A 26,716-nucleotide genomic window follows, 5' to 3' on the forward strand; every position below is an offset into this window, starting at 1 on the left:
CTTTGGTTCCTTATTCATGGATTGCGTCGATATCTTCTCGCGTCGGTTCATGACGGACCGCCAGCAGGAAGAAAATGGGAATAATGGCGGCAAGCGAGACCACCCAGAACATCTGCGTGCCAAGCGAGGCCTGCAGCAGCGGCAGAATAAACAGCGCCAGCGCGCTGCCGATCCCGGAGAGCGCCCGGCTGAAGCCGACTCCGGTGGCACGGATGGCGGTGGGATAGGAGAGCGCCGGGTAGATCATCAGCTGCGCCCCCGGGCCAAACCCTTCGGCGAACAGCCACAGCCCCAGCATCGCGATAGCCAGCACGATACCTGCCGTCGCGTGCGGTTGCCCCACCAGCGCCAGCACAATCAGCGCCACAAACTGCAGGGCGAAGCCGGCTATCGCCACATGACGCGAAGGATATTTCCACGCCAGATGCATACCGAGCAGCCCGCCGGTAAAAGCAAACAGGGCGTTCAGCCCCAGCGATGCCGAAATGGTTTCGAAGACGCCAGCCCCAAGGAACTGGGCAAGAATTGACGGCAGGAAAAAGGCAATCGCCGTGTACTCGAAGGAGATACAGATATTCATCACCCCGGCGACGATAGTCCGCTCGCGGTAGGGTTTTTCGAACAGCACGCGGAAGCTCACTTTCGGCGCTGGCGCCGGCTTCGCCGCCGGAACCTCATGGGCATGGATCCCCCAGGAGTCGCGTAAAATACGTACCGCAGAGGTCAGATCGCCCTGGTTGGCCGCCCACAGCGGGGATTCGTTCATAAACCGGCTGCGGACGGCAATAATCAGCAGTGCCGGTACGGCGCCGAACAGCAGGGAGGCGCGCCACAGCCAGTCCAGGTGCTCCTGCGGCAGCAGGAAATAGAGGCCGAAGATAATGAGAAAGCAGACGGTTGAGGCGGCGTACCACATTGGGCACCATGCCGCGAGGCGAGCCGCTTTGTTGCCTTTGCCGGCAAAGCGGGAAAACTCGGCCAGATAGGACATCGCCACCGGCAGGTCGATGCCGACGCCGATGCCCATCAGGAAGCGGGCGCCAATCAACACCCAGACGTTTGGCGCCAGCCCGGCGGCGATAGCCGAAATCACGAAAAAGAACATATCAGCCATAAAGACCGAATAGCGACCATATTTATCGGTCAGCCAGCCGCCGATAATATTGCCGACGATGGTCCCGACCATAATGGAAGAGGTTACCAGGCCGGTCAGCAGCGGTGAGAGCTGAAATTCACGCACAACGTCATCAATACCGTAGGAGAGCGTAGTTAAGTCATACGCGTCGAGAAAAACGCCCCCCAGCGCGAGGAAGACAATCATCCGCGCATATTTCGCTTGTTCCTTGCCGGAATTAATTAGCCGCGCCACATCCCCGACGCTACTGACCGGTACCGAAGCGATACCGGGATTATCCACTGGTAATGTACTCATTTTTTCACCTTATTATTTTTTGCAGGTCATTAGCGGTTATAGACCGCGCGCGGCGAGAATCAAAACAACAAATCATTCTATAAAAATCAACATAATCAATAAGTTAATAAATATTACCAGCACAAAAAGGACGCGCTTTCGCGCATCCTCAAGGGAAATAAATAACAACGAAAAGAGACGTCGTGCAGGACGCTTATTCCGCGGACACTGGAACTAACACGTCTTTTACCAGCGGGTCATCGGTGGTTTTTAACCACGTCTGGATCCGCGGGTCAGAAAAAGCCTGTTTTAATTTGACGATATTTTCCTGCGATAAATACGGTGTACCAATCACTAATTGCGAAGCAAAGGTGCGCGGCGCCGGCGGGAATAATATGCCTTTCTCACGCGGCACTTTCCCGGCGTCAAATTGCGAGACATAGCCGATGGCGGCATCCACCGAATTTAACGCCCGCGGCATGGTCAGCAGATCCAGCTCTTTAAAGACAAACTGATGCGGGTTACCGACAATATTTTTCAGCTTCGCCGTGCGCGGCTCCACCGCCGGGTCGAGCGAGATCAACCCAATGCGCTGGAGCAGCCACAGGGCCTGCCCCTGATTGGCGCCATCGTCAGGCACGACAATGGTCGCGCCGCTGGGCAACGCCTGTACCGACGAGTAGCGGTCGGAATAGATGCCAAACGCCCACTGGAACACCGGCACCGTGGTCGACAACGCAAAGCCGTTAGCGTCCACCACCTGTTTAAGCCACCACTGATGCTGATAGATCGTCCCGGCATACTGTCCTTCCGCTACCGCGCGGTCAGCCTGGACCGGATCCTGCACCCCCACCGCCTCCAGTTTCAGACCGTAATCGGGCGCAATATGCTGATTAATATACTCAATGATCCGCTGCTCGCCAGCCATCGCCGGCTCGTAGTGAATTTTTAACGTGCTGCCGAAGACCACCTGCTGGCTTTGGGTATGTCCCCGCCACCACCAGAAGGCGATGGCGAGCAGGATAATCACCGCCAGCGCCGCCAGCCAGGGCCAGCGCCGCGCTTTACGTAACTCAAATTGCTCTGTTGTCATACAAGGTTCCCCTGCGTGTGGCGTAAACGGTTGACCAGACGGTCACCCAAAAATTGAATCAACTGGATCGTGGCGATCAGGGCAACGATTGTCGCGATCATGATGTGGTTGTCGAAGCGCTGATAGCCGTACACCACGGCCAGGTAGCCGATGCCGCCGGCGCCGATGGTCCCGGCGATAGCCGAATACTCAATCATCGAGACCAGGTTCAGCGTCACCGCCGCCACCAGCGCGGGCAAGGCTTCACTGAGCTGCGCGCTGGCAATGATTTGCCAGCGCGACCCGCCGCAGACGACCCCCACTGCGGTGACCTCCGCCGGCAACTCGCGCAGCGCGTTCTCCACCAGACGGCCAAAGAACGGGACGCCGGCGGCGATCATCGGCACTACCGCGGCGGGGATGCCAATCGTGGTGCCGGTCAGCCAGTAAGTGAACGGGATAATAGCGGCCATCAGCACCAGAAACGGCAGCGAACGTCCCATATTGACCACCCAGTTCAGCAGCCGGTACAGCAGTGCGTGCGGAAATAAGCCCCGCGGCGAGGCGTTAAACAACACCACCCCCACCAGCCCCCCCAGCGTGACGACAAACAGCATCACAATGGCCACCATAAGCCAGGTTTCGCCATAGGCGGGGAGCAGCAGCGAAGGGATTTCGCCCCAGGGGGTATCCTGGCTGATGACTGTCGGTTTCATACCACCTCCCTGAGCAACGGCGCGCTGTCGAGGATCTCCGCCGTTATGCCGAGCTGCGCCAGCAGGCCCTGCAGTCGCGCGGGCGACAGGCGTTCGCCCTGAAAGCGCACTCCGGCCTGCAGGCGACCGGCCAGCCGACCATTAATCACCTCGACGTGACCGCCAAGGAGATCGATCTGCAGCGCCCACTGCTGGCTCAGGCGGCTGATCCAGTCGGTGGCCACCGGCACATCCCAGCGGTAGCTCAGACGCAGCAGCAGATCGCTGTGGGCCGCTGCCGCCGGCGTCAGCGGCAACAGCTGCTGGCCGAGCAGAGAATCGGGACGCGCCAGCAGATCTTCGATCCGCCCGTACTGGACGATCGTCCCGTCGCGGATCTCCGCTACCGCATCCGCCGCCGTGCGCACCGCGTCCATTTCATGGGTGATCAGGACGATCGCCAGCTGGTACTCGTCACGCAGCCGCTTGAGCAAAGCCAGCACCGAGGCCGTGGCCTGAGGATCGAGGCCGGAGGTGGCTTCATCCGCCAGCAGAACGGACGGGCGCAGCGCCAGCGCGCGGGCAATGCCGATCCGCTGGCGCTGGCCGCCTGAGAGCTGGGCCGGCCAGGCATCGGCTTTGTGGCTCAGGCCGACGCTCTCCAGCAGCTCGCCAACCCGCGCCTTGATATCGCGCTCCACCACACCCAGCCACGCCAGCGGCAGGGCGACATTCTCCCAGGCGGTCCTGCGGCTCAACAGCGCCGAAGACTGGAAAACGGTGCCAATCGCCCGCCGTTCCCGGCGCAGCGCCTCGCCGGACAGCGCCGACAGATCCTGGCCATTGATACGAATGCTGCCGCTGTCCGGTTGCTCCAGCAGGCTGATGCAGCGCGCCAGGGTTGATTTACCGGCGCCGCTCGGCCCCACCACCGCGGTGATGGAGCGCTCAGGCACCTGCAGCGACAGCCCTTTCAGCACCGCGCTGAGCCGGCCATCCGCCGTGCGGTAACTTTTATGCAGGTCATCGATAGCGATCATGTCACCTTCTCCTCTACCGATGCCGCCGTGCGCGCATCGCGGCGGTAGCTGGCGCCCGGGTGAGGCGCGGCCAGACGCGGGCCGGCGCCGAACAGTTTTTCGCGCAGGGTCCCCTCGCGGTACTCCTGCTTAAAGACGCCGCGCTTTTGCAGCTCAGGCACCAGCAGCTCGACGACGTCGCGGAAGGTTTCGTGAGTGACGGCATAGGCGAGGTTAAAGCCATCGACGTCCGTCTCTTCGACCCAGGACTGCAGTTCGTCCGCCACGGTTTGCGCGCTGCCGACCACCAGCGGTCCGAAGCCGCCGATCCCGGCCCAATCGGCCAGGGCCTGCACCGTCCACTGCCGGTTCGGGTCCGCAGTGGAAAAGGCCTCCACCGCCGACTGAATGGCGTTGGTGTGCAGATACTTCAGCACCTGATCCGGCTGATACTGGCCGAAATCGATCCCCGTCCAGCCGGAGAGCAGCGCCAGCGCGCCTTCATAGCTGACGTACTGCTTATATTCCTGCCACTTCGCCTGCGCCTCGCGGTCGGTGTCGCCGACGATCACCGTCTGCAGGTTGAAGATCAGGATGCTGTGCGGATCGCGCCCCGCCTCAGCCGCCCGGCGGCGAATATCCGCCACCGTCTTCTTCAGCAGCACCTTCGACGGCGCAGCGACGAAGACGCATTCGGCATGGCCGGCGGCGAACTGTTTGCCGCGGCTGGACGCCCCCGCCTGATACAGCACCGGCGTGCGCTGCGGGGATGGCTCGCAGAGGTGGATCCCCGGCACGGAAAAGAACTGGCCCTGATGGTTAATGGGATGGATTTTCCGCGGATCGCTGAAGATCTTCCGCTCTCTGTCGCGCAGCACCGCCCCGTCCTCCCAGCTTCCCTCCAGCAGTTTGTAGATCACCTGCAAATACTCATCGGCATAGTCATAGCGGGTGTCATGGTCGGTCTGGGTTTGCTGGCCGATATTGCGCGCCCCGCTCTCCAGATAGGAGGTGACGATATTCCAGCCCACCCGCCCTTTGGTCAGATGATCGAGCGTCGACAGACGACGAGCGAAGGGGTAAGGATGCTCAAACGACAACGAGGCGGTCAGGCCGAAGCCCAGATGCTCCGTCACCAGCGCCATCGGGGTGATCAGGGCCAGCGGATCGTTGACCGGGACCTGCGTCGCCTGGCGGATCGCCGCGTCGCCGCTGCCGTTCAGCACGTCGTAGATCCCCAGCACGTCGGCGATAAACAGCCCGTCGAACTTGCCGCGCTCCAGCAGCCGCGCCAGATCCACCCAGTACTCCAGATCTTTATACTGCCAGGAGCGATCCCGGGGATGCGCCCACAGGCCCGGCGACTGATGGCCGACGCAGTTCATATCGAAAGCGTTAAGACGAATTTCACGTTGTGATGACATAGCAATCTCCATAGCGCGGCCCGTCGCCGGGGTGCACGCGGCAAAATGAATCAGGGAAAATAAAGGGAGGTATTCAGTACGCTGGACATCGGGAGTCCTGCGGGATCCCGAGCGTGAGTAATGCTTGCGCAGCCACGTCAGCGGCATGGTCGGCTACCTGCGGCAGGCCCATCAGTTCGCCAAAACGCCCGCGGGCGGCCGGACCGGCCACCAGCACCGGCAGCGCTTTAACGTGCGCTTCAGCCACTGCCCGGGAACGGCTGTCCACCTCCAGGCCCATGCCGAGGGCATCGGCGCGAATCAGGCCGCGGCGGGCGAGGTCCTGTAAAAATGGCTGGCTGTCGGTCAGGGCGCGGTGTGCGGGTCCGGTGGTCAGGATCAGGTGATCGACACTCAGCGTCTGCACACCGCCGCCGCGCCGCGCCAGCGTCAGATGCAGCGTTTCGCCTTCACCGCTCATCGAAAGTAGCCTGGCCGCCTGCACCTGCAGACTGCCCGTGCGCTGGCGCGCCTCCAGCACCTCGGCAACCTGCGGCGCCACGCGGTAGCGGTGGACATCCCAGTAATGGCGCAGATGACGCAGAAAACGCTGGCGATCGGCGACGCTGAGCGCCTGCCAGATCTGCTGCCCCTGCTGACGAACCGCATCCAGCACCACCTGCCAGCTCAGCCCCTGCTGCGCCGCACAGGCGACGTCGAGGCGGATCTGACGCAGGCGCTGGCGCAGGCTGCCCTGCTGATAGTCGCCGGTCCAGGTTGCCCCCGCGCCGCTAAGGTTGCCGCGCGACAGCAGGCCGTGGCGCGAAAAGGCGACGATACTGCCGCGGTGGCCCAGCCGGTCCAGCGTCGCCACCGTATCGGCCATGGTTAATCCGGTGCCCATCACCGCCACCCGGGCATGCGGGGCGATGGCGTCGAGCGCGCCGGGCTGCCACGGGTTGGCAATCAGCGCCGGATGATGACGCCAGGCTTCGGCCTGGGCCGGCAGCGAAGGCGGTGGATGGCTGATCGCCAGCACCAGCAGGTCGGCCTTCAGCTGCAGGCCGCCGTCGGTGGTCACCGTCCCCTGATGAAAAGCGAGCGCCCGATCGCGCAGGTGGCGAAGCCGTCCGCCGCTGGACGCCGCGGCGTCGGCGAAACGTTGTGCCACATAGCGACCAAACTGGCCGCGCTGGGGATAGACGGACCCGTCCGGACGCAGGGCCTGAGCATCAGCGGCAAAAGCCGGCTGATGGCGGTACCAATGATCGAAGGCGCCCTCTTCGTCGCCGGCCAGCTGCATGCGGGCGGCCGGGACGTTAATCCGGTGCGTCGGCTCCGCGGTGGAGTAGGCCACCCCGGCGCCGGGGAACTGGCGCGGCTCCAGCAGCGTCACGCGCACCCCGTTCGGCGCCAGGCGCAGCAGCTCAATCGCCACCGCCGCGCCGCTGAAGCCGCCGCCGATAATCACGATATGCGATTCTGCACTCATCGCAGCCCTCCTCCGGTATGCTGTCTCATGGTCGCGCTCCGGGCCATCAGCTGGCGCTGACCTGGCGCACCGGGCGCTTATCGCCGCCGATGGTTTCGCCAAACGGACCGGTGTTCACGCTGCGCGCCTTCGACGAGGCCGCGTTTTCCAGCGGCAGCAGAGGCATCACCAGCTCGGCAAAGCGGTGCGCTTCTTCCAGATGCGGGTAGCCGGAGAAGATAAAGTTGCTGATGCCGAGCGCCTGATATTCGCGGATGCGTTCCGCCACCTGCTGCGGATTACCCACCAGCGCGGTCCCCGCGCCGCCGCGCACCAGCCCGACGCCAGCCCACAGATTGGGCGCAATGCGCAGATTATCGCGCGACCCCTGATGCAGGGCGCTCATTCGCGCCTGGCCGGCCGAGTCCATGCGGGCGAAGATCTTTTGCGCCTGAGCGATGGTATCGTCGTCAAGATGGGCGATCAGCCGGTCGGCGGCGGCCCATGCCTCCTCTTCCGTTTCGCGCACAATCACATGCAGACGAATGCCGTACTGCAGAGTACGTCCGCGGGCCGCGGCGCGCTCGCGCACCACCGCCAGCTTCTCCGCCACCAGTTCCGGGGGTTCGCCCCAGGTCAGATAGCTGTCGATCTGCTCGGCCGCCACATCGATGGCCGCCTCAGAAGAGCCGCCGAAATAGAGCGGCGGGCCATTCTCCTGTACCGGCGGGAACAGCACCTCAGCGCCTTCCACGTGAATATGCTCGCCGTGATAGTCCACTTTTTCCCCACGCAGCAGGCGGGTGTAAACATCGAGAAATTCGCGGGTCACCTGATAGCGCTCGCTGTGGCTGAGGAAGATACCGTCGCCTTTGTTTTCCACCGGGTCGCCGCCGGTGACGACGTTGATCAGCAGCCGACCTTCCGATAAACGGTCGAGGGTGGCCGCCATCCGCGCCGCCAGCGTCGGCGGCTGCAGGCCCGGCCTGACCGCCACCAGATAGCGCAGACGACGGGTCAACGGCGCCAGCGCCGAGGCCACCAGCCACGAATCTTCACAGCTTTTACCGGTGGGGATCAGCACGCCGTAGTAGCCCAGGCTGTCGGCCGCCAGCGCCACCTGCTGCAGATAAGGTAAATCGACCGGGCGTCCGCCCTCGGTGGTGCCCAGATAGCGGCCATCGCCATGGGTAGGTAAGAACCAGAAGACATTGATCTTGTCGGGAGCTTGCTGCGTCATTATCTATTTCCTATATAACCATATCCGATATTTATCGAAGAGATGTTTTAATTTGGTTATATGAGTGTTAGCGATATTCATGCCAATGGTGAATAAAAAATTACTCTTTTTAAATCAGGGCATTGGAAATATTCCCGTCGCGCCGCGCTGTTGCAAATCGCGCAGCCGCCGCGCATCCGCTGGCGCATTTGCAACAGCTGCGGGTCTTCCCCCTCTGGCTTCCGTCGCCGCCGCAGGATAAGTTCAGGGCGTCAATGACCGGAGGCCCGCTATGCTGAACCCAGAATCCCCATCCACCGCTCCTGCGCTGATCGACCCGGCGTCGAAGGCTTTTCAGAGCCTGCTGGACAAACTTGCGCCGACGGAGGCCACCGTCTTGATCGTGGGCGAAACCGGCACCGGCAAAGAGGTGGTGGCCCGCTATCTCCATCACCACAGCGCCCGCCGCCAGCAGCCGTTTCTGGCAGTCAACTGCGGCGCGCTAACCGAGAGCCTCGCCGAGGCTGAACTGTTCGGTCACGAGAAAGGCGCCTTCACCGGCGCGCAGCAAGGACAGCCCGGCTGGTTTGAAGCCGCGGAAGGGGGAACGCTGCTGCTGGACGAGATCGGCGAATTAAGCCTGCCGCTGCAGGTCAAGCTGCTGCGAGTGCTGCAGGAGCGTGAAATTACCCGCGTCGGCTCACGCAAAGCGATTAAAGTGAATGTCCGGGTCATTGCCGCCACCCACGTCGACCTGGCCCAGGCGATCCGCGAGCGCCGCTTTCGCGAGGATCTCTACTATCGGCTGAATATCGCGGTGGTGCCGCTGCCGCCGCTGCGCCAGCGTCGGCAGGATATCCCGCTGCTGGCGCACCACTTTTTATCGCTCTACGCCCGGCGCCTCGGGCGGCCAACCCTGCGTCTGGCGCCGGAATCACTGGCCCGGCTGATGGACTATTCGTGGCCGGGCAATATTCGCGAGCTGGAAAACACCCTGCACAACGCGGTGCTCCTCAGTAAAGAAGAGGAGATAAGCCCCGCCCAGTTGCGTCTGGCGACGCTCAATGACGCCCCGGCGCCGGCGAGCGACCACGAGCTGGACGACTTTATCCGCCACCAGCTGGCACTTCCCGGCGAGCCGGTATGGCAGCGGGTAACCAGCGCCCTGATTCGTCACGCCATGACGCATTGCGACGATAACCAGAGCCAGGCGGCCGCGCTGCTGGGGATCAGTCGGCATACCTTGCGCACCCAGCTCGCTAACCTCGGGCTGATCAAAAGCCGCCGCCGTCCCCCTTCCCCGCCGCGGGCGTTCGCCAGCGCGGCCGGGGCCGATCGCGAACTGCGCATTGGCTACCAGCGCTTCGGCAGCCTCGGGATCCTGAAAGCCCGCCAGAGTCTGGAAACCGCCTTCGCCAGCCTCGGCGTCAACGTGCTGTGGAGTGAGTTTCCTGCCGGACCGCAGCTCCTCCACGCCCTCGCCTGCAACGAAATCGACTTTGGCACCACCGGGGAAGCGCCGCCGGTGTTCGCCCAGGCCAGCAACAGCGAACTGATGTACGTGGCGTGGGAGCCGCCGGCGCCGCGCAGCGTGGCGATGGTCGTCCCGCAGGAGAGCGACATCCGCCAGCTCAGCGATCTGCGCGGCAAACGCATCGCCCTCAATAAAGGGTCGAATGTCCACTGGCTGCTGCTGCAGATCCTCGAGGACGCCGGTCTGGGGCTGAACGACGTGCGGGTGGTCTATACCCCGCCGAAATACCCGCTGACCGCCAGCGACTACCTGGCGGTTGACGCCTGGATGATGTGGGATCCGCTGCTCAGCGACGCCGAACACACTGGCGAGCTGCGGGTGGTCGCCAGCGGCGAAGGCCGGGTCAACAACCATCAGTTTTATCTCTCGCGACGGGACTATCTCGCTCAGCATGGCGATATCATGCGCCGCCTGCTGACGGAGCTGACCCACACCGGGCAGTTTATCGACTCGCATCGCGGCGAAGCGGCCCGCTTACTCTCGGCAGAGCTGGGGATCGACGCCCGGTCGCTGAGCATGGCCCTCGCCCGCCGCAGCCATCGCCCGCGGCCGATGGATCTGTCGGTGATCCGCGCCCAGCAGACCATCGCCGATCGCTTTTACGCCCTTGGACTTATCGCCAAACCGGTCCCGGTGCGCGAAGCGGTGTGGTATGGCGAACCCGCGCCGGGGGTTGTCAGCCCGCTGATGGCGGTCAGTTAGCGAAATTTGCGCGTTATCTTCCTGATTGTTCAGGCGCAGATAGCCTCGATCCGATGGCGATGTTACCCTAAAGGCGCTGAGAATAAGGGGGTATCTGTGGCTGTTCATCTGTTAATCGTCGACGCGTTAAATCTGATCCGCCGCATCCACGCGGTGCAGGGTTCGCCCTGCGTCGATACCTGCCTGCATGCGCTGGAGCAGCTGATCGTCCACAGTCAGCCCACCCATGCGGTGGCGGTGTTCGATGATGAGGATCGCGCCCACGGCTGGCGTCACCAGCGCCTGCCGGAGTACAAAGCCGGCCGCGCGCCGATGCCGGAGACGCTGGTGGCCGAGATGCCAGCGCTGCGGGTCGCTTTCGAACAGCGGGGGATCCGCTGCTGGGCCTCGCCGGGCAGCGAAGCGGACGACCTCGCCGCCACCCTGGCGGTGAAGGTGGCCCAGGCGGGCCATCAGGCCACCATCGTCTCTACCGACAAAGGCTACTGTCAGCTGCTGTCGCCCACCATCCGTATCCGCGACTACTTTCAGAAACGCTGGCTGGACGCGCCCTTCATCGCCAGCGAGTTCGGCGTCACCCCGGAGCAGCTGGCGGATTACTGGGGGCTGGCGGGGATCAGCAGCTCGAAAGTGCCGGGCGTGGCGGGCATTGGCCCCAAAAGCGCCGCCCAGCTGTTGAACGAGTTTCAGGACCTGGAAGGACTGTACGCCCGTCTGGCCGAGGTCCCGGAGAAGTGGCGCAAAAAGCTGGCCGCGCATCAGGAGATGGCGTTCACCTGCCGGGAAGTGGCCCGCCTGCAGACCGATTTACAGCTGGATGGCAATCTGCAGCAGCTGCGGCTGACGCGCTAACCCTCGCCAGGAGGTGCGCCGCTAAAGGCTAACGGCTCCGGCACTGCCTGCTTTACCCGGGCCAGGCAATCACCAGGCCGCCTGATATAACCCGACGATATCGGCCAGGCTCGCCTCGCGCGGGTTGCCGCCGGTACACACATCCTCCAGCGCCGCCTGCGCCAGCGCCGGAATATCCTCTTTCCTGACGCCCACCTCGCGCAGATGGCCGGGAATACCGACGTCCCGGTTTAGCTGGCAGACCGCCTCCACTGCCGCCTGGCGCGCGGCAGTCAGGCTTAACGCTTCCACCCTGACGCCCATCGCCCGGGCGATGTCGCGATATTTTTCCCCCGTCGCCTCAGCATTAAAGCGCATCACGTGTGGCAGCAGGATGGCATTCGCCACGCCGTGCGGCGTGTTGTAAAAAGCGCCGAGCGGATGCGCCATGCCGTGTACCAGCCCGAGGCCGACGTTGGAAAATCCCATCCCCGCCACATACTGGCCGAGCGCCATGGCTTCGCCCGCCCCGGGGTCTCCGGCAACCGAGCCGCGCAGCGCCCCGGCAATGATCTCGATGGCCTTGAGGTGCAGCGCATCGGTCAAAGCCCAGGCGCCGCGGGTGAGATAGCCTTCGATAGCGTGCGTCAGGGCGTCCACGCCGGTGGCCGCCTTCAGCGCCGGCGGCATGGCGTCCATCATATCGGCATCGATAAAGGCCACCTGCGGAATGTCATGCGGGTCGACACAGACGAACTTGCGCCGCTGTTCTTCATCGGTGATGACATAGTTAATCGTCACCTCCGCCGCGGTACCCGCGGTGGTCGGCACCGCGAAGATCGGCACGCTGGGCTGACGGGTGGGCGACAGTCCCTCGAGGCTACGGACATCGGCGAATTCCGGGTTACGCTGAATAATACCGATCGCCTTACAGGTATCCTGCGGCGAACCGCCGCCGATGGCGATCAGGTAATCCGCCCCGCTGCGCTGAAAGGCCTGCAGCCCCTGCTGGACCACGGCAATGGTCGGGTTAGGGATAACGTCGCTGAACATATCCCATGCCAGCCCGGCGGCATCCAGTTTGTCAGTGACTTTCGCCACCACGCCGCACCGGGCGAGGGTGCTGTCGGTGACGATCAATGCCTTGCGATAGCCGCGCCGCGCCACTTCATCGGTTAATGCGTTTATCGCCCCCCGGCCAAACCATGCCGTTTCGTTGAGGATCATTCTGTTTGCCATCACGTCTCTCCTGTTAGCGTTGCGGCATCACTCTTCAATACGTAATCCGTAGGTTTTGAACTTCTCCAGCACGATGGCGATCGCCTCGTCATCCAGCACCGGCACCGGGTCGCTAATCGCCAGGGTGCTGAGGTAGAGCTGGGCCAGGACTTCCACTTCGTGCGCCAGCCACAGCGCTTTTTCCAGGCTGGCCTCGCAGGCGATCAGGCCGTGATGCTGCAACAGCGTGGCTTTGCGGTGCTTCAGCGCCACCGCGACATGCTCAGACAGTTCGCGGGTGCCGAAGGTGGCATAGGGCGCGCAGGGGATCGAATTCCCGCCGGCCGCGGCGATCATATAGTGGATGGCCGGGATCGGCCGGTTGAGGATCGACACCGCGGTACAATGAACGGCGTGATTATGGACCACCGCCTGGGCATCGGGTCGCGTCTGGTAGGCCGCCTGATGAAAACGCCATTCGCTGGAGGGCAGTTTTCCCTGCTCATGCTGGCCGTCGGCATCAATAAAGACGATCTTGTCTTCCGTCAGTTTTTCATACGGGATGCCGGTAGGGGTGATCAGCATCCCCCCCTGATAGCGCACGCTGACATTGCCGGCGGTCCCCTGATTTAACCCCAGGCGGGTCATTTCCAGGCAGGTATCGATAATCTGCCGGGCCAGTCTGTTTCTTTCCATTGTTTTCCTCTTTTGGCGACTCATCATCCGTCAACGGCAGGGCAATCAAAATAGCGGCGGCTACCGTGGGATAGGTTGAATAATGCTCTCCATCTTCAGCCGGAATACTCACAGGGGAATTCTCATAGCGACAATTTGTGAACCACGTCAATAATTCCGTCATGGAAAGTTGAATTACGTCCGTTAAGAGAGCGTTTAAAATGCCCGTTCTTAATAATATTTCATCAAGCGGGCATTTTATTTTCTGGTAACATTTGCCCGTTTTCCGCGATATATATTCATTCGGTCATTAGCGTTGTGGTTTTGTGAATTTATTTACTCAAACGGTCAGTATTTTTGAAAAATTAAAGTGACAATTATCACATAAAATGGTCCACAGCACGTTAAGTGTGACCATCATCATATTAACAGGCATTTTTTATTTGAAAATGAAGCCATGAGTTCCGCCGTGACTTTCATTTCACTCACTGGCGCGTCACCTGAGCTCACTTAATTTTGCGGTCTGCTGCAGCACCAGACTGCGCCCTGCATGCTGTTGTAAATGCTTATGAACTGATGAGGACGCTATGGGAAACACAACGATACCAACGCAAAGTTACCGCGCGATGGAGAGCGGGCAGAGTAAGAGCTACATTATTCCGTTTGCTCTGCTATGCTCTCTCTTTTTCCTGTGGGCCGTGGCTAATAATCTGAATGATATTTTATTACCACAATTTCAACAGGCCTTTACCCTGACTAATTTTCAGGCTGGATTAATCCAGTCAGCTTTTTATTTTGGCTATTTTATAATTCCCATCCCCGCCGGGATGCTGATGAAGAAATTCAGCTATAAAGCCGGCATTCTTACCGGCCTGTTTTTATATGCCTGCGGCGCCGCGCTGTTCTGGCCTGCCGCCGAAGTGATGAATTACACCTTATTTCTGATTGGATTGTTTATTATCGCCGCCGGGCTTGGCTGTCTGGAAACGGCGGCCAACCCGTTTGTCACCGTCCTCGGTCCGGAAAGCGGCGGTCACTTCCGCCTTAATCTGGCCCAGACCTTTAACTCGTTTGGCGCCATTATTGCCGTGGTATTTGGCCAGAGTCTTATTTTGTCTAACGTCCCGCATCAGCCGCAGGAGGTGCTGGATAAAATGACGCCGGAACAGCTCAGCGCCTGGAAACACAGTCTGGTCCTGTCGGTACAAACCCCCTATATGATTATCGTGGCTATCGTCCTGCTGGTCGCCTTGCTGATCGTCTGCACCCGTTTCCCGTCCCTGCAAAGTGATGACCACAGCGATAGCGCGCAGAGTACTTTTTTCGCCTCGCTGACGCGCCTGATGCGCATCCGTCACTGGCGCTGGGCGGTGCTGGCCCAGTTCTGCTACGTCGGCGCGCAAACCGCCTGCTGGAGCTATCTGATTCGCTACGCTATCGAAGAGATCCCGGGCATGACGGCCGGTTTCGCCGCCAACTACCTGACCGGCACCATGGTCTGCTTCTTTATCGGCCGTTTTACCGGCACCTGGCTTATCCGCCGCTTTGCGCCGCATAACGTGCTCGCTATCTATGCGCTTATCGCCATGCTGCTCTGCTTGCTCTCCGCCTTCAGCGGCGGCCACGTCGGCCTGCTGGCCCTGACCCTGTGCAGCGCCTTTATGTCCATTCAGTACCCCACCATCTTCTCGCTGGGGATTAAGCATCTGGGCCAGGACACCAAATATGGCTCGTCATTTATCGTCATGACCATTATCGGCGGCGGGATCGTCACCCCGGTGATGGGCTTTGTCAGCGACGCCGCCGGCAATATTCCGACCGCCGAACTGGTCCCGGCGCTGTGCTTCGCCATCATCTTTATTTTTGCCCGTTTCCGTTCACAAGCGGCGACGAACTAAACCTGTTATCCGCATAACCTGAGGGATCTGTAATGAAAAAAATCAGCTTACCGAAGATCGGTATTCGTCCGGTAATCGATGGTCGTCGCATGGGAGTCCGCGAGTCGCTGGAAGCGCAAACCATGAACATGGCGAAAGCCACCGCCGCGCTTATTAGCGAGAAACTGCGCCACGCCTGCGGCGCCCGGGTGGAGTGTGTGATTGCCGATACCTGTATCGCCGGCATGGCCGAGTCGGCTGCCTGTGAAGAGAAATTCAGCAGCCAGAACGTCGGCGTCACCATCACCGTCACCCCCTGCTGGTGCTACGGCAGCGAAACCATCGACATGGATCCGCTGCGCCCGAAGGCCATCTGGGGCTTTAACGGCACCGAGCGTCCGGGGGCGGTCTATCTGGCCGCCGCGCTGGCGGCCCATAGCCAGAAAGGGATCCCGGCGTTCTCCATCTACGGGCATGACGTGCAGGATGCCGATGACACCTCGATCCCGGCGGACGTCGAAGAGAAGCTGTTGCGCTTCGCGCGCGCCGGCCTGGCGGTCGCCAGCATGAAAGGGAAAAGCTATCTGTCGCTGGGCGGCGTCTCAATGGGCATCGCCGGCTCCATCGTCGACCACAATTTCTTTGAATCCTGGCTCGGCATGAAGGTGCAGGCTGTCGACATGACGGAGCTGCGCCGGCGAATCGATCAGAAAATCTATGATGAAACCGAGCTGGAGATGGCGCTGGCGTGGGCGGATAAACACTTCCGCTATGGTGAAGATCAGAACGCCGAGCAGTATAAGCGCAATGAAACGCAGAGCCGCGCGGTGCTCAAAGAGAGCCTGCTGATGGCGATGTGCATCCGCGACATGATGCAGGGCAACCCGAAGCTGGCGGAAAAAGGGCTGGTGGAGGAGTCGCTGGGCTATAACGCCATCGCCGCCGGTTTCCAGGGTCAGCGCCACTGGACCGATCAATACCCCAATGGCGATACCGCCGAAGCGTTGCTCAACAGCTCTTTTGACTGGAACGGGGTGCGCGAGCCGTTTGTCGTCGCTACCGAAAACGACAGCCTCAACGGCGTGGCCATGCTGATGGGTCACCAGCTCACCGGCACCGCCCAGGTGTTTGCCGACGTGCGCACCTACTGGTCGCCGGATGCCGTGGAGCGGGTCACCGGGCAGCCGCTCACCGGGCGGGCGGAGCACGGCATCATTCACCTGATTAACTCTGGCTCTGCGGCGCTGGACGGCTCCTGCCAGCAGCGCGACGCGCAGGGCAACCCGACGATGAAACCTCACTGGGAGATTGAGCAGAACGAGGCGGATGCCTGCCTCGCAGCGACCGAATGGTGCCCGGCGATCCACGAATACTTCCGCGGCGGCGGCTTCTCTTCCCGCTTCCTGACCGAAGGCGGCGTGCCGTTCACCATGACCCGGGTGAACATCATCAAAGGTCTGGGGCCGGTGCTGCAAATTGCCGAAGGCTGGAGCGTGGCGCTGCCCAAAGCGATGCACGACCAGCTCGACGCCCGCACCAACTCCACCTGGCCCACCACCTGGTTTGCCCCACGCCTGACCGGCGAGGGCCCGTTCAGCGATGTGTACTCGGTGATGGCCAACTGGGGCGCCAACCACGGTGTGCTGACCATCGGCCACGTTGGCGCGGATTTCATTACCCTCGCCGCCATGCTGCGCATTCCGGTCTGCATGCACAACGTGGAAGCGGCGAAAATCTACCGCCCTTCCGCCTGGGCCGCGCACGGCATGGATATCGAAGGCCAGGACTACCGCGCCTGCCAGAACTACGGGCCGCTGTATAAGCGTTAACAGGTTGGTTTTGCCCGGAGGCGCAGGCTTACCGGTCCTACAGATGCGCGCGGTCTGTAGGCCGGATAAGCGCTGCGCCATCCGGCAATGTTGTTTCGGGAGTCACTATGAAGCAAGACGTTATCCTGGTCCTCGACTGCGGCGCCACCAACGTGCGGGCGATGGCCGTTGACCGACAGGGAAACATTATCGCCCGCGCCGCAACGGCGAACGCCAGCGACATCCCGGCGGAGAACAGCGACTGGCACCAGTGGTCGCTGGAGGCCATTATGCAGCGCTTTGCCGACTGCTGTCGGCAGATCCACGACCAGCTGGCCTCCTGCACGGTGCGCGGTATTACCGTCACGACCTTTGGCGTCGATGGCGCGCTGGTGGATGAGCAGGGTGCCCTGCTGTATCCAATCATCAGCTGGAAATGCCCGCGCACCGCGGCGGTGATGGAGAATATCCGCCAGTATATGCCCGCGCGCCAGCTGCAGCAGATTGCCGGCGTCGGCGCCTTTGCGTTCAACACCCTGTATAAGCTGATCTGGCTGAAAGAGAACCACCCGCAGCTGCTGGCGCAGGCCCATGCCTGGCTGTTTATTTCATCGCTGATCAACCACCGGCTGACCGGGGAGTTCACCACCGACCTCACCATGGCGGGCACCAGCCAGATGCTCGATCTCCGGCAGCGCGATTTCAGCGCGCCAATCCTGCAGGCGACCGGCCTGCCGCGCCGCCTGTTTCCGCGGCTGGTTGAAGCAGGCCAGCCGATCGGCGCCCTGCTGCCGGAGGCCGCTGCGCTGCTGGGCCTTCCCGTCGGGATCCCGGTTATCTCGGCCGGGCATGATACCCAGTTCGCCCTGTTTGGCGCCGGCGCCGGGCAGGATGAGCCGGTGCTCTCCTCCGGGACCTGGGAGATCCTGATGGTGCGCAGCGCGCAGGTCGACACCTCGCTGCTCTGTGACTACAGCGGCTCCACCTGCGAACTGGACAGCCAGCCGGGCCGCTATAACCCGGGGATGCAGTGGCTGGCCTCCGGCGTGCTCGAATGGGTGCGCAAACTGCTGTGGAGCGCTGACACCCCGTGGCAGACGCTGATTAACGAAGCGCAGGCGATCCCGCCCGGCGCCCAGGGCGTCAGGATGCAGTGCGACCTGCTCGCCAGCCAGCACGCCGGCTGGCAGGGCGTCACGCTCAACACCACCCGCGGCCATTTTTACCGCGCCGCGCTGGAGGGGTTAAGCGATCAGCTGGCGCAGCATCTGCAAACCCTGGAAAAAATCGGCCGTTTCCGGGCGCAAGAGCTACTGCTGGTCGGCGGCGGCAGCCGCAACGCGCTGTGGAACCAGATCAAGGCCAACCGACTCGGGATACCTGTCAAAGTCCTCGACGACGCCGAAACCACGGTAGCCGGCGCGGCGATGTTTGGCTGGTATGGCGTGGGCGAGTTCTCTTCCCCGGAACAGGCCAGAGCGCAGGTCGCGTACCGCTACCGCTATTTCTGGCCGCAAACTGAACCTGAATTAACAGAGGAAACCTGAGATGCTTAAAACCATTTCCCCGTTGATATCGCCGGAACTGCTGAAAGTGTTGGCCGAAATGGGCCATGGGGATGAAATCATTTTTTCCGATGCCCATTTCCCGGCGCACAGCATGGGGCCGCAGGTGATCCGCGCCGATGGCCTGCGGGTCAGCGATCTGCTGCAGGCGATTATCCCGCTGTTCGAGTTAGACAGCTACGCGCCGCCGCTGGTGATGATGGCCGCCGTCGAAGGCGATGCGCTCGACCCGACGGTGGAACAGCGCTATCGGCAGGCGCTCTCGGTGCAGGCGCCCTGCCCGGATATCGTGCGGATTGACCGCTTTGCCTTCTACGACCGGGCGCAAAAAGCCTTTGCGATCGTTATCACAGGAGAGTGCGCTAAGTACGGAAATATCCTTTTAAAAAAAGGAGTCACGCCGTAATCTCATGCCGGAGCGTCTGCCTGATGCAGACGCTCAATTAATGATGGGATGAGAATAAATGAAAGCAGCCCGCCAGCAGGCGATCGTCGATCTCCTGATCACCCACAGCAGCCTGACCACCGAAACCTTGTCAAAACAGCTCAACGTCAGCAGGGAAACCATTCGCCGCGATCTGAGCGAGCTGCAGGCACAGGGCAAAGTGCTGCGCAACCACGGCCGGGCCAAAGTGATCCACCAGCGCAGCCAGGACAGCGGTGACCCTTTCCACATGCGCCTGAAAAGCCATTACGCGCATAAAGCCGATATCGCCCGTGAAGCGCTGGCCTGGATTGACGAAGGGATGGTGATCGCCCTCGATGCCAGCTCCACCTGCTGGTATCTCGCCCGCCAGCTGCCGGACCGCCCGCTGCACGTCTTTACCAACAGCCAGCCCATCTGCCAGGAGCTGGCCAAACGCGACCAGATCGCGCTCACCTGCTCTGGCGGCACTCTGCAGCGGAAATATGGCTGCTACGTTAACCCGGCGCTGATTTCCCAGCTGAAATCGCTGGAGATCGATCTGTTTATTTTTTCCTGCGAAGGCATCGATTCACAGGGCGCACTGTGGGACTCCAATGCGTTCAATGCCGACTTTAAATCGATCCTGCTTAAGCGCGCGGCGCAGTCGCTGCTGCTGATCGACAAAAGCAAATTCAACCGCTCCGGCGAGGCGAGGATTGGTCATCTGGATGACGTGACGCATATTGTGTCGGATGCGCCGCAGCCTTAAGCACGCGGCGGGAAGGCCGGAGGACGCGCATGCGTCTCCGGCCTGAGGGGGGAGGGATTAGCGCTCGTCGCGACGTCCGCCGACGGCGGCCCACAGGCGACGCACGTGAACGGTCACCTCTTCACGATCGTGATACAGCTGACGCGCCTGGATCTGGGCGTTGATGCCGTGCTCGTCCAGCTGGGCCTGAATATAGGCCAGATTCTGCGACACCTCTTCATAGCGCTTTTTCATCGGCAGCTTGAGGTTGAAGATGGTCTCCCGGCACCAGCCGTTGACCAGCCACTGCGCCATCAGCGCCGCCACCTTCGCCGGTTTCTCCACCATATCGCAGACCATCCACGAGATGTTGTTGCGGTTCGGACGATAGCGGAAGCCGTCTTCGCGCAGCCAGGTCACCTGGCCGGTGTCCATCAGGCTCTGGGCCATCGGGCCGTTATCGACCGAAGAGACCCACATGTTGCGCTTCACCAGCTGATAGGTCCAGCCGCCCGGGCAGGCGCCGAGATCGACGGCATACATGCCGTTCGCCAGGCGTTCGTCCCACTCGTCCGCCGGGATAAAGACGTGGAACGCCTCTTCCAGCTTGAGGGTGGAACGGCTCGGGGCGTCGGACGGAAACTTCAGCCGCGGAATGCCCATATAGAACGGCGAGTTGTTGTTGCTATAGGAGTAGCCGGTATAGCAGCAGCCCGGGGCAATAAAGAACACATGCACCACCGGACGCTTCGGCGTTTCATAGCGGGTCAGGACGCCCGCGTCGCGCAGCGCCGCACGCAGCGGCACCGTAAACTTGCGGCAGAACTTCATCAGCTCTTTGCTTTCGTTGGTGTCCGCCACCTCGACGCGCAGATCGCCGCCCTTCTCCACCACGCCCTGCAGCATGCCGACGATCGGCGTGATGCGATCCTCCGGCGGCAGATCGCGCAGCAGTTCGCCGACCACGAACATCTGGCGGGCAAAAATCAGCGAGCTGAACGGCAGATCGCGCACCAGTTTCTCGCCGTCGTCCTGCTGGTAACCTTCAAAAATCACATAGCCAGAGTCTTCTTTGACCCGGGCAAAACCAAACACCTCAAGGCGGGCCGCCTTTTCGGTAATTTCTGCTGCGCACTCTTTCTCAAACCCAGGGCGACAATAGAGGACAACCTTATTCATGAACAACGCCCTTACGTTTCAGACGAATTGCACCAATTAACATTAAAACCCAACCGGCGAGGAAGCTTACGCCGCCCACCGGGGTCACGAACGCCCACAGGCGTAAATGAGACAGCGCCAGACAGTAGAGGCTGCCGCTGAACAGCACGGTCCCTAACGCCAGAAACACGCTGCTCCAGTAGAACCAGATACTGATCCGACGCTGCATCGCCACCGCCAGACCAAAAATCGCCAGGGTATGGAAGGCCTGATATTCCAGGCCGGTATGGATCCAGGCCATCTCCGCCGCGCCAAGCGATTGACTTAATACATGCGCGCCAAAGGCGCCCAGAGCCACAAAGATAAAGCCGCTAATCGCGGCGAATATCAGCATAAAACGGCTGGTCATGTTGTTACCCTACAAGTAATTATTGTTCATAACGAAAGCGGAATTTTTCTTGTTCACTTGCCGCTTTCGCCAGGATCCACTGCCGGAAAGCGGCTATTTTACCCAGTTCTGCCTGACTGTCATGGCAAACAAGGTAAAACGCATTCTTACTGACCAGAACATCATTAAACGGACACACCAGGCGACCGGCTTCAATTTCGGACTGCGCCATCACGTTGTTGGCCAGCGCCACGCCCTGCCCGTGAATGGCCGCCTGCAGCACCATCGCGCTGTGGCTGAAAATCGGCCCCTGCTGCACATTAATATGGCTTAGACCAAGCTGACGGGTATAAGTTTGCCAGTCGCGGCGGGACGCATCGTGAAGCAGGGTATGTTGCGCCAGATCGGCAGGCGTTTTCAATGCCTTGTCGCCGGTGAGCAGTAGCGGGGAACAGACCGGCAGCAGATATTCGGCGTACAATTTTTCCACACGCAGGCCCGGCCAGTTGCCGCGACCGTAAAAAATCGCCACATCGACATCGTCCGCCAGCTTATCCTCCTGACGGTCCACTGCCTGGATCCTGACGTCGATTCCCGGATAAGCTGAGTTAAAGCTTGTGAGTCTTGGCACCAGCCACTGAATAGCGAAACTTGGCAATAAACTGACCGTTAATGCCCCTTTGGCGCTGCGCGCCTGCAGTTTACGCGTCGCTTCCGTCAGTTGCGAAAAAATCTCTTTAATATCCTGAAAATAGCTCTGCCCTTCTTCCGTTAACAGCAGCGAACGATTGCGCCGACGGAACAGCTTAAGACCCAGAAAATCCTCGAGAGACTTGATTTGATGGCTGACTGCGGCCTGCGTCACAAAAAGCTCATCGGCTGCCCGAGTGAAGCTGAGATGACGTGCGGCTGCATCAAAAACACGTAATGCATTCAGAGGTGGTAATCGCTTCGACATGGTTATTCTGGCTTAGATGTTAACTCAATTTAACAAATAGGAAACAATGATTAACCTATTAGTTTTTTTTATCTGAGCCATTATAAATTGTCCGTTGAGGTTCTACCAGCAAATACCTATAGTGGCGGCACTTCCTGAGCCGGAACGAGAAGCTTTTTTTGGAATGCGTGTTCCATCAAGCTTTTGGCTTACGGTTGTGATGTTGTGTTGTTGTGTTTGCAATTGGTCTGTCTTTGCAGACCCTGGTAGCAAGGCTACCCCTTTTCACTTCCTGTACATTTACCCTGTCTGTCCATAGTGATTTAATGTAGCACCGCAACATGCGGTGCTTTTTTTTTGCCTTTTTACTGCCTTACTCGTCCAGCTCACCCAGCTGTTTCACGTCAGAGCGATTGATCTGCTGTTTGTTGCCCCACGCGTCTTTATACGAGATCATGCCCGTGTCATTATCGGTTTGCGGTTTCCCGTCGGTAACGATGGTGCGCCCGTCATTGGTATGCATCACATAGTTAGAGGAACAGGCGCTCAGGCCCAAAGTCAGCATACAGGCAGAGATAATCGCAGCGGCCTTAGTCATTTTCATTCTTCTCTCCTTACGGCTATTTATACTATTCGTAACTCGTTAAGTAATAGGTTAAAACACAAACCCAACACTTTTCAGCATAACCCTCTTTGACCCACCTGGAGTGACATTCGGACAATTCCACAGGGTGTAGAGACCTTGTCACGCCCGGCAAATTGCGCGACGATCGCAATATTGATACGAGGAATTCCATGAACGCATTCAACCCGGCGCACTTCCGCGCGCAGTTTCCGGCTCTGGCCGATGCCGGCGTCTATCTCGACAGCGCGGCGACAGCGCTCAAACCGCTGGCGGTAATCGACGCCAGCGACCAGTTTTATCGCCTGAGCGCCGGCAACGTCCACCGCAGCCAGTTTGCCGCCGCCCAGCGGCTGACCGAGCGCTATGAGGCGGCCCGCGAGCGTGTAGCGGCGTGGCTTAACGCCCCGTCCGGCAAAGATATCGTCTGGACGCGGGGGACCACCGAGGCCATCAATATGGTGGCGCAGAGCTACGTCCGGCCGCGCCTGCAGCCGGGGGATGAAATTATCGTTAGCGAAGCCGAGCATCATGCCAACCTCGTCCCCTGGCTGATGGTAGCCGGGCAGACCGGGGCCAGCGTGGTCAAACTGCCGCTGGGCGCCGACCGTCTGCCGGATATCGCCAGCCTCAGCGCGCTGATCACCCCGCGCAGCCGGGTGCTGGCCATCGGCCAGATGTCCAACGTTACCGGCGGCTGCCCGGACCTGGCCCAGGCTATCCGCCTTGCCCACGCCGCCGGAATGGTGGTGATGGTCGATGGCGCCCAGGGGGCGGTGCATTTCCCCGCGGACGTACAGGCGCTGGATATCGATTTTTACGCTTTCTCCGGCCATAAGCTGTATGGCCCGACCGGGATCGGCGCCCTGTACGGCAAAAGCGAGCTGCTGGCGGCGATGTCGCCCTGGCTCGGCGGCGGGAAAATGATCGCCGAGGTCAGCTTTGACGGCTTTACGCCGCAGCCGGCCCCCTATGGCCTCGAGGCCGGTACGCCGAATGTCGCCGGGGTGATCGGCCTCAGCGCCGCGCTGGAGTGGCTGGCGCTGAGCGATATCGGCCAGGCGGAAAACTGGAGCCGCAGCCTGGCAAGCCTGGCGGAAGAGGAACTGGCAAAGCGCCCGGGCTTCCGCGCTTTCCGCTGCCAGCAGTCAAGCCTGCTGGCCTTTGAATTTGAGGGTGTTCATCACAGCGATCTGGTGACGCTGCTGGCGGAGTCCGGCATTGCCCTGCGCGCCGGGCAACACTGCGCCCAGCCGCTGCTGGCGGCCTTAGGGGTCAGCGGTACCCTGCGGGCCTCTTTCGCCCCTTACAATACCCAAGACGATGTTGCGGCGCTGGTCCACGCGGTGGATCGCGCTCTGGAAATTCTGGTGGATTAATGACAACCCTGCACCCTTTCGGCACGACCATTACCGACGCTACGCTGCGTCAGACCTTCGCCCCGCTGAACCAGTGGGAGGATAAATATCGTCAGCTGATTTTATTGGGCAAAAAGCTGCCGACGCTGACCGACGAGCGCAAAGCGCAGGCCCGGGAGATTGCCGGGTGTGAGAACCGCGTCTGGCTGGGCTATGAGGAGGATGCCGGGGGCAGGCTGCACTTCTTTGGCGACAGCGAAGGACGGATTGTGCGCGGTCTGCTGGCGGTACTTTTAACCGCCGTGGAAGGAAAAACCCGCGCCGGGATCCTGGCGCAGGATCCGTTAGCGCTGTTCGACGAGCTGGGACTGCGCGGCCAGCTCAGCGCCTCGCGCAGCCAGGGCCTGAATGCGCTGAGCGAGGCGGTGCTTGCCGCCGCCCGCGAGGTTGAGGTTTAAGCTCATCCCGGGGGCGGCGTTTGACGCGCCTTGCCCGGGCTACGGGCTCATGCAGTTTTGTCGCCCGGACAGGTGCGCAGCGCCGCCTCCGGGGAATTGTTCTGTAGACCGGGTAAGGCGCCTGCGCCGCGACCCGGGAATTTACGTCGTCTGCCGCTCCGCCTTCGCCAGCATCTTCTTCAGAGCATGCGATACCGCGACGAAGCCAAAGGTCGCGGTCACCATCGTCGCCGCGCCAAAACCGGAAGCGCAGTCCATCCGCTTCGGCCCTTCCGCCGTGCTCTTCATTGCGCAGACGCTGCCGTCCGCCTGCGGGTAGACCAGCGCTTCGGTAGAGAAGACGCAGTCCACGCCGAGCTTGCCTTTGCTGTTTTTCACCACCCCAAACTGGCTTTTCAGCCGCTCGCGCAGTTTGGCCGCCAGCGGATCCTGGATGGTCTTCGCCAGGTCGGCGACCTGGATCTGCGTTGGGTCAGTCTGGCCACCCGCCCCGCCGGTAGTCACCAGCGGCACCTTGTAGCGGCGACACCAGGCGATAAGCGCCGCTTTCGGCCGGACGCTATCGATCGCGTCGATAACATAGCTAAAGCCGACGCCAAGATATTCGGCCACGTTTTCCGGGGTCACGAAATCATCCACCACCGTCACCCGACACTCCGGGTTGATAAGACGAATACGTTCCGCCATCACTTCCGCTTTCGCCAGCCCGACGTTGCCGCTGAGGGCGTGGATCTGACGATTGGTGTTGGTGACGCAGACATCGTCCATATCGATAAGGGTGATCGCCCCGATGCCGGTTCGCGCCAGCGCTTCCGCCGCCCACGAGCCGACCCCGCCGATCCCGACCACGCAGACGTGGGCGTCGGCAAAACATTGCAGCGCTTTTTCACCATATAAACGTGCCGTACCGCCAAAACGCTGGCGCCAGGCATCGCTGATTACAACAGACATAGAACCTCAGAACAAAATGACAGCGCCCGGAGGCCGCCGCAAGCGGCGTCATCCGGGCGCCCTGGTCAACAGGCACGGCCAGGGGTGTTAGCCGCTAAAAACATTCCCCGCGCCCGGGGCGTTTTTCAGCACCCAGACGCGGCCGTAGTGGTTATACCAGCCGGCACGGTGGCCTGCGTCAGGCCCAATGCCCTGATAGATGTCGAAATGCTGGCCTTTGATGGCCCCGCCGACGTCGAGGGCGACCATCAGGCGCAGCTCGTACTGGCCGTTAAACTTGCCGTTATTATCCAGCAGAGGCACCTCGGCCAGCAAGGTGGTTCCCGGCGGAATAATCGATCGGTCGGAGGCCACCGAGGCGCGGCCGATCAGCGGCACGGCGCTGGCGCCTTTCACCGGCGCGAAAGACTGCGGTTTAAAGAATACGAACGACGGGTTCTGCTCCAGCAGCTCACGCACTTCCGCTTCGCTGTGTTTTTCACCCCACTCGCGGATCGCCTGCATCGACATATCTTCTTTCTTCACTTCCCCGCGGTCGATCAGCACTTTGCCGATGCTGCGATAAGGCCAGCCGTTTTTCCCGGCATAGCTAAAGAAGTTGAGCGGCGAACCATCGCCAAAGTCGATATAACCGCTGCCCTGCACGTCCATGATAAAGTTATCCATCAGCGAATTGCTGTACGCCAGCACATAGTTATCGCTCAGCGCGCCGGCATAAATGCTGGCGCGGGACGGTAGCTTACCGCGCTTCGGCGGCATCCGGTAAATGGGGTACTGGAATTCGCCCTGACGGGTGTGGCGCGCCTGCACTACCGGCGTGTAGTAGCCGGTAAACTGGACGTTGCCATAGTTGTCGGTGCCCTGCATCTGCCAGGCGTCAATACCAAACTGGCGCAGCGTGCGCGTGTCGCCGCCGGCGCGCAGCCACTCCTGCAGCGCGTTATAGACGTTGCTCTGGCTGTTATAGAGGCGCGGCGAGGCGTTACGAATTTGATTGACCTGCTCGGAGAAGTCGCCGGCGTTGATCGGCGCTCCGACGGCATCCGGCTGGTTTACCAGTGAAAACGGCTGGGTGAACTTGCCATCGCTATATTGCTGACCGCGGTCGGTCGGTTTTGAGGAACAGGCGGCGAGCATGGCCAGCATTGCCCCCGTCGCTACATATTTTGCCCAACGTCCTTTCATGGTGT

25 protein-coding genes are annotated in these 26,716 nt (G+C 61.1%); 9 read left to right on the forward strand and 16 right to left on the reverse strand.

The window, feature by feature from the left end:
• Nucleotides 1-10: 10 nt before the first annotated feature.
• From ACKLKD_RS00590 to ACKLKD_RS00625, 8 genes are all read right to left on the reverse strand, one after another.
• Nucleotides 11-1,432: an MFS transporter gene (locus ACKLKD_RS00590; RefSeq protein ID WP_004181124.1), complete on the reverse strand. Its 1,422-nt coding sequence runs from the start codon at nt 1,430-1,432 to the stop codon at nt 11-13.
• Nucleotides 1,433-1,625: 193 nt separating this feature from the next.
• Nucleotides 1,626-2,504 carry a MetQ/NlpA family ABC transporter substrate-binding protein gene (locus ACKLKD_RS00595; protein ID WP_025714656.1) on the reverse strand — a complete coding sequence of 293 codons (879 nt, stop codon included), beginning with the start codon at nt 2,502-2,504 and terminating at the stop codon, nt 1,626-1,628.
• Nucleotides 2,501-3,199: a methionine ABC transporter permease gene (locus ACKLKD_RS00600; RefSeq protein ID WP_008806263.1), complete on the reverse strand. Its 699-nt coding sequence runs from the start codon at nt 3,197-3,199 to the stop codon at nt 2,501-2,503. Before ACKLKD_RS00600 ends, ACKLKD_RS00595 begins: the two co-directional genes overlap by 4 nt.
• Nucleotides 3,196-4,218: a methionine ABC transporter ATP-binding protein gene (locus tag ACKLKD_RS00605; protein WP_008806264.1), complete on the reverse strand. Its 1,023-nt coding sequence runs from the start codon at nt 4,216-4,218 to the stop codon at nt 3,196-3,198. The genes ACKLKD_RS00600 and ACKLKD_RS00605 overlap by 4 nt, the downstream gene beginning before the upstream one ends.
• Nucleotides 4,215-5,621 carry an LLM class flavin-dependent oxidoreductase gene (locus ACKLKD_RS00610; RefSeq protein WP_004890067.1) on the reverse strand — a complete coding sequence of 469 codons (1,407 nt, stop codon included), beginning with the start codon at nt 5,619-5,621 and terminating at the stop codon, nt 4,215-4,217. The genes ACKLKD_RS00605 and ACKLKD_RS00610 overlap by 4 nt, the downstream gene beginning before the upstream one ends.
• 73 nt (nt 5,622-5,694) lie before the next feature.
• Nucleotides 5,695-7,092, reverse strand: a complete 1,398-nt coding sequence (locus ACKLKD_RS00615; protein WP_087804605.1) for an FAD/NAD(P)-binding protein — start codon at nt 7,090-7,092, stop codon at nt 5,695-5,697.
• A 46-nt stretch (nt 7,093-7,138) separates the two neighbouring features.
• Complete coding sequence (gene ssuD / locus ACKLKD_RS00620) at nt 7,139-8,311, reverse strand: FMNH2-dependent alkanesulfonate monooxygenase (protein WP_008806267.1); 1,173 nt, start codon at nt 8,309-8,311, stop codon at nt 7,139-7,141.
• 77 nt (nt 8,312-8,388) lie between these two features.
• Nucleotides 8,389-8,505: a hypothetical protein gene (locus ACKLKD_RS00625; protein ID WP_042929536.1), complete on the reverse strand. Its 117-nt coding sequence runs from the start codon at nt 8,503-8,505 to the stop codon at nt 8,389-8,391.
• A 77-nt stretch (nt 8,506-8,582) separates the two neighbouring features.
• Between ACKLKD_RS00625 and ACKLKD_RS00630 the strand changes: the two genes are divergently transcribed.
• Together ACKLKD_RS00630 and xni are read left to right on the forward strand one after the other, a co-directional pair.
• On the forward strand, nt 8,583-10,526 hold the full coding sequence (locus ACKLKD_RS00630; RefSeq protein WP_025713282.1) for a sigma-54-dependent Fis family transcriptional regulator: 1,944 nt from the start codon (nt 8,583-8,585) through the stop codon (nt 10,524-10,526).
• A gap of 96 nt (nt 10,527-10,622) precedes the next feature.
• Nucleotides 10,623-11,378 (forward strand): flap endonuclease Xni, encoded by a 756-nt coding sequence (gene xni / locus ACKLKD_RS00635; RefSeq protein ID WP_025713283.1) that lies wholly within the window; start codon nt 10,623-10,625, stop codon nt 11,376-11,378.
• Nucleotides 11,379-11,447: 69 nt separating this feature from the next.
• Here xni and fucO read toward each other — a convergent pair whose 3' ends face one another.
• A complete protein-coding gene (gene fucO, locus ACKLKD_RS00640) occupies nt 11,448-12,596 on the reverse strand; it encodes a lactaldehyde reductase (protein WP_025713284.1) in 1,149 nt (382 codons plus the stop codon).
• A gap of 27 nt (nt 12,597-12,623) precedes the next feature.
• On the reverse strand, nt 12,624-13,271 hold the full coding sequence (gene fucA / locus ACKLKD_RS00645) for an L-fuculose-phosphate aldolase (protein ID WP_080924677.1): 648 nt from the start codon (nt 13,269-13,271) through the stop codon (nt 12,624-12,626).
• Nucleotides 13,272-13,837: 566 nt separating this feature from the next.
• On the opposite strand from fucA, the gene fucP reads away from it, so the two are divergent.
• The 5 genes from fucP (at nt 13,838) to fucR (ending at nt 19,675) form a co-directional block, all read left to right on the forward strand.
• Nucleotides 13,838-15,148: an L-fucose:H+ symporter permease gene (gene fucP, locus ACKLKD_RS00650; RefSeq protein ID WP_080897084.1), complete on the forward strand. Its 1,311-nt coding sequence runs from the start codon at nt 13,838-13,840 to the stop codon at nt 15,146-15,148.
• Between the two features lie 32 nt (nt 15,149-15,180).
• Nucleotides 15,181-16,956, forward strand: a complete 1,776-nt coding sequence (fucI, locus tag ACKLKD_RS00655; protein ID WP_087804608.1) for an L-fucose isomerase — start codon at nt 15,181-15,183, stop codon at nt 16,954-16,956.
• A gap of 107 nt (nt 16,957-17,063) precedes the next feature.
• Nucleotides 17,064-18,482: an L-fuculokinase gene (gene fucK / locus ACKLKD_RS00660; protein WP_087804611.1), complete on the forward strand. Its 1,419-nt coding sequence runs from the start codon at nt 17,064-17,066 to the stop codon at nt 18,480-18,482.
• Nucleotide 18,483: 1 nt separating this feature from the next.
• Entirely contained in the window at nt 18,484-18,906 is a 423-nt protein-coding gene (gene fucU / locus ACKLKD_RS00665; protein WP_025713288.1) for an L-fucose mutarotase, read from the forward strand.
• Nucleotides 18,907-18,964: 58 nt separating this feature from the next.
• Nucleotides 18,965-19,675 (forward strand): L-fucose operon activator, encoded by a 711-nt coding sequence (gene fucR, locus ACKLKD_RS00670; RefSeq protein ID WP_025713289.1) that lies wholly within the window; start codon nt 18,965-18,967, stop codon nt 19,673-19,675.
• A gap of 57 nt (nt 19,676-19,732) precedes the next feature.
• Here fucR and rlmM read toward each other — a convergent pair whose 3' ends face one another.
• From rlmM to ACKLKD_RS00690, 4 genes are all read right to left on the reverse strand, one after another.
• Nucleotides 19,733-20,833 (reverse strand): 23S rRNA (cytidine(2498)-2'-O)-methyltransferase RlmM, encoded by a 1,101-nt coding sequence (gene rlmM, locus ACKLKD_RS00675; protein ID WP_080924679.1) that lies wholly within the window; start codon nt 20,831-20,833, stop codon nt 19,733-19,735.
• A complete protein-coding gene (locus ACKLKD_RS00680; protein ID WP_002915543.1) occupies nt 20,826-21,221 on the reverse strand; it encodes a DUF423 domain-containing protein in 396 nt (131 codons plus the stop codon). Before ACKLKD_RS00680 ends, rlmM begins: the two co-directional genes overlap by 8 nt.
• A 19-nt stretch (nt 21,222-21,240) precedes the next feature.
• Nucleotides 21,241-22,158: a glycine cleavage system transcriptional regulator GcvA gene (gcvA, locus tag ACKLKD_RS00685; RefSeq protein WP_002915545.1), complete on the reverse strand. Its 918-nt coding sequence runs from the start codon at nt 22,156-22,158 to the stop codon at nt 21,241-21,243.
• A 352-nt stretch (nt 22,159-22,510) separates the two neighbouring features.
• Nucleotides 22,511-22,735: a YgdI/YgdR family lipoprotein gene (locus tag ACKLKD_RS00690; protein ID WP_002915549.1), complete on the reverse strand. Its 225-nt coding sequence runs from the start codon at nt 22,733-22,735 to the stop codon at nt 22,511-22,513.
• A 197-nt stretch (nt 22,736-22,932) separates the two neighbouring features.
• Between ACKLKD_RS00690 and csdA the strand changes: the two genes are divergently transcribed.
• Together csdA and csdE are read left to right on the forward strand one after the other, a co-directional pair.
• A complete protein-coding gene (csdA, locus tag ACKLKD_RS00695; RefSeq protein WP_025713291.1) occupies nt 22,933-24,138 on the forward strand; it encodes a cysteine desulfurase CsdA in 1,206 nt (401 codons plus the stop codon).
• Nucleotides 24,138-24,575 (forward strand): cysteine desulfurase sulfur acceptor subunit CsdE, encoded by a 438-nt coding sequence (gene csdE, locus ACKLKD_RS00700; protein WP_025713292.1) that lies wholly within the window; start codon nt 24,138-24,140, stop codon nt 24,573-24,575. Before csdA ends, csdE begins: the two co-directional genes overlap by 1 nt.
• A gap of 141 nt (nt 24,576-24,716) precedes the next feature.
• Here the strand turns inward: csdE and tcdA are convergent, their stop codons facing one another.
• Nucleotides 24,717-25,526, reverse strand: a complete 810-nt coding sequence (tcdA, locus tag ACKLKD_RS00705) for a tRNA cyclic N6-threonylcarbamoyladenosine(37) synthase TcdA (RefSeq protein WP_025713293.1) — start codon at nt 25,524-25,526, stop codon at nt 24,717-24,719.
• An 87-nt stretch (nt 25,527-25,613) separates the two neighbouring features.
• Nucleotides 25,614-26,711 carry a murein transglycosylase A gene (gene mltA, locus ACKLKD_RS00710; protein ID WP_008806279.1) on the reverse strand — a complete coding sequence of 366 codons (1,098 nt, stop codon included), beginning with the start codon at nt 26,709-26,711 and terminating at the stop codon, nt 25,614-25,616.
• Nucleotides 26,712-26,716: the final 5 nt, after the last annotated feature.

It is taken from the genome of Klebsiella sp. 10982 (genome assembly GCF_048589245.1).
GTDB lineage: Bacteria > Pseudomonadota > Gammaproteobacteria > Enterobacterales > Enterobacteriaceae > Klebsiella > Klebsiella quasivariicola.

What these genes read in the sequence shown, in the direction of transcription:
- fucP (WP_080897084.1), top strand. Translation starts at nt 13,838, where the DNA reads ATGGGAAACACAACGATACCAACGCAAAGTTACCGCGCGATGGAGAGC.
- ACKLKD_RS00690 (WP_002915549.1), bottom strand. Translation starts at nt 22,735, where the DNA reads ATGACTAAGGCCGCTGCGATTATCTCTGCCTGTATGCTGACTTTGGGC.
- ACKLKD_RS00630 (WP_025713282.1), top strand. Translation starts at nt 8,583, where the DNA reads ATGCTGAACCCAGAATCCCCATCCACCGCTCCTGCGCTGATCGACCCG.
- ssuD (WP_008806267.1), bottom strand. Translation starts at nt 8,311, where the DNA reads ATGACGCAGCAAGCTCCCGACAAGATCAATGTCTTCTGGTTCTTACCT.
- fucR (WP_025713289.1), top strand. Translation starts at nt 18,965, where the DNA reads ATGAAAGCAGCCCGCCAGCAGGCGATCGTCGATCTCCTGATCACCCAC.
- ACKLKD_RS00595 (WP_025714656.1), bottom strand. Translation starts at nt 2,504, where the DNA reads ATGACAACAGAGCAATTTGAGTTACGTAAAGCGCGGCGCTGGCCCTGG.
- ACKLKD_RS00610 (WP_004890067.1), bottom strand. Translation starts at nt 5,621, where the DNA reads ATGTCATCACAACGTGAAATTCGTCTTAACGCTTTCGATATGAACTGC.
- csdA (WP_025713291.1), top strand. Translation starts at nt 22,933, where the DNA reads ATGAACGCATTCAACCCGGCGCACTTCCGCGCGCAGTTTCCGGCTCTG.
- ACKLKD_RS00615 (WP_087804605.1), bottom strand. Translation starts at nt 7,092, where the DNA reads ATGAGTGCAGAATCGCATATCGTGATTATCGGCGGCGGCTTCAGCGGC.
- mltA (WP_008806279.1), bottom strand. Translation starts at nt 26,711, where the DNA reads ATGAAAGGACGTTGGGCAAAATATGTAGCGACGGGGGCAATGCTGGCC.
- ACKLKD_RS00605 (WP_008806264.1), bottom strand. Translation starts at nt 4,218, where the DNA reads ATGATCGCTATCGATGACCTGCATAAAAGTTACCGCACGGCGGATGGC.
- ACKLKD_RS00600 (WP_008806263.1), bottom strand. Translation starts at nt 3,199, where the DNA reads ATGAAACCGACAGTCATCAGCCAGGATACCCCCTGGGGCGAAATCCCT.
- ACKLKD_RS00590 (WP_004181124.1), bottom strand. Translation starts at nt 1,432, where the DNA reads ATGAGTACATTACCAGTGGATAATCCCGGTATCGCTTCGGTACCGGTC.
- csdE (WP_025713292.1), top strand. Translation starts at nt 24,138, where the DNA reads ATGACAACCCTGCACCCTTTCGGCACGACCATTACCGACGCTACGCTG.
- tcdA (WP_025713293.1), bottom strand. Translation starts at nt 25,526, where the DNA reads ATGTCTGTTGTAATCAGCGATGCCTGGCGCCAGCGTTTTGGCGGTACG.
- fucA (WP_080924677.1), bottom strand. Translation starts at nt 13,271, where the DNA reads ATGGAAAGAAACAGACTGGCCCGGCAGATTATCGATACCTGCCTGGAA.
- gcvA (WP_002915545.1), bottom strand. Translation starts at nt 22,158, where the DNA reads ATGTCGAAGCGATTACCACCTCTGAATGCATTACGTGTTTTTGATGCA.
- ACKLKD_RS00680 (WP_002915543.1), bottom strand. Translation starts at nt 21,221, where the DNA reads ATGACCAGCCGTTTTATGCTGATATTCGCCGCGATTAGCGGCTTTATC.
- fucK (WP_087804611.1), top strand. Translation starts at nt 17,064, where the DNA reads ATGAAGCAAGACGTTATCCTGGTCCTCGACTGCGGCGCCACCAACGTG.
- fucO (WP_025713284.1), bottom strand. Translation starts at nt 12,596, where the DNA reads ATGGCAAACAGAATGATCCTCAACGAAACGGCATGGTTTGGCCGGGGG.
- rlmM (WP_080924679.1), bottom strand. Translation starts at nt 20,833, where the DNA reads ATGAATAAGGTTGTCCTCTATTGTCGCCCTGGGTTTGAGAAAGAGTGC.
- fucI (WP_087804608.1), top strand. Translation starts at nt 15,181, where the DNA reads ATGAAAAAAATCAGCTTACCGAAGATCGGTATTCGTCCGGTAATCGAT.
- fucU (WP_025713288.1), top strand. Translation starts at nt 18,484, where the DNA reads ATGCTTAAAACCATTTCCCCGTTGATATCGCCGGAACTGCTGAAAGTG.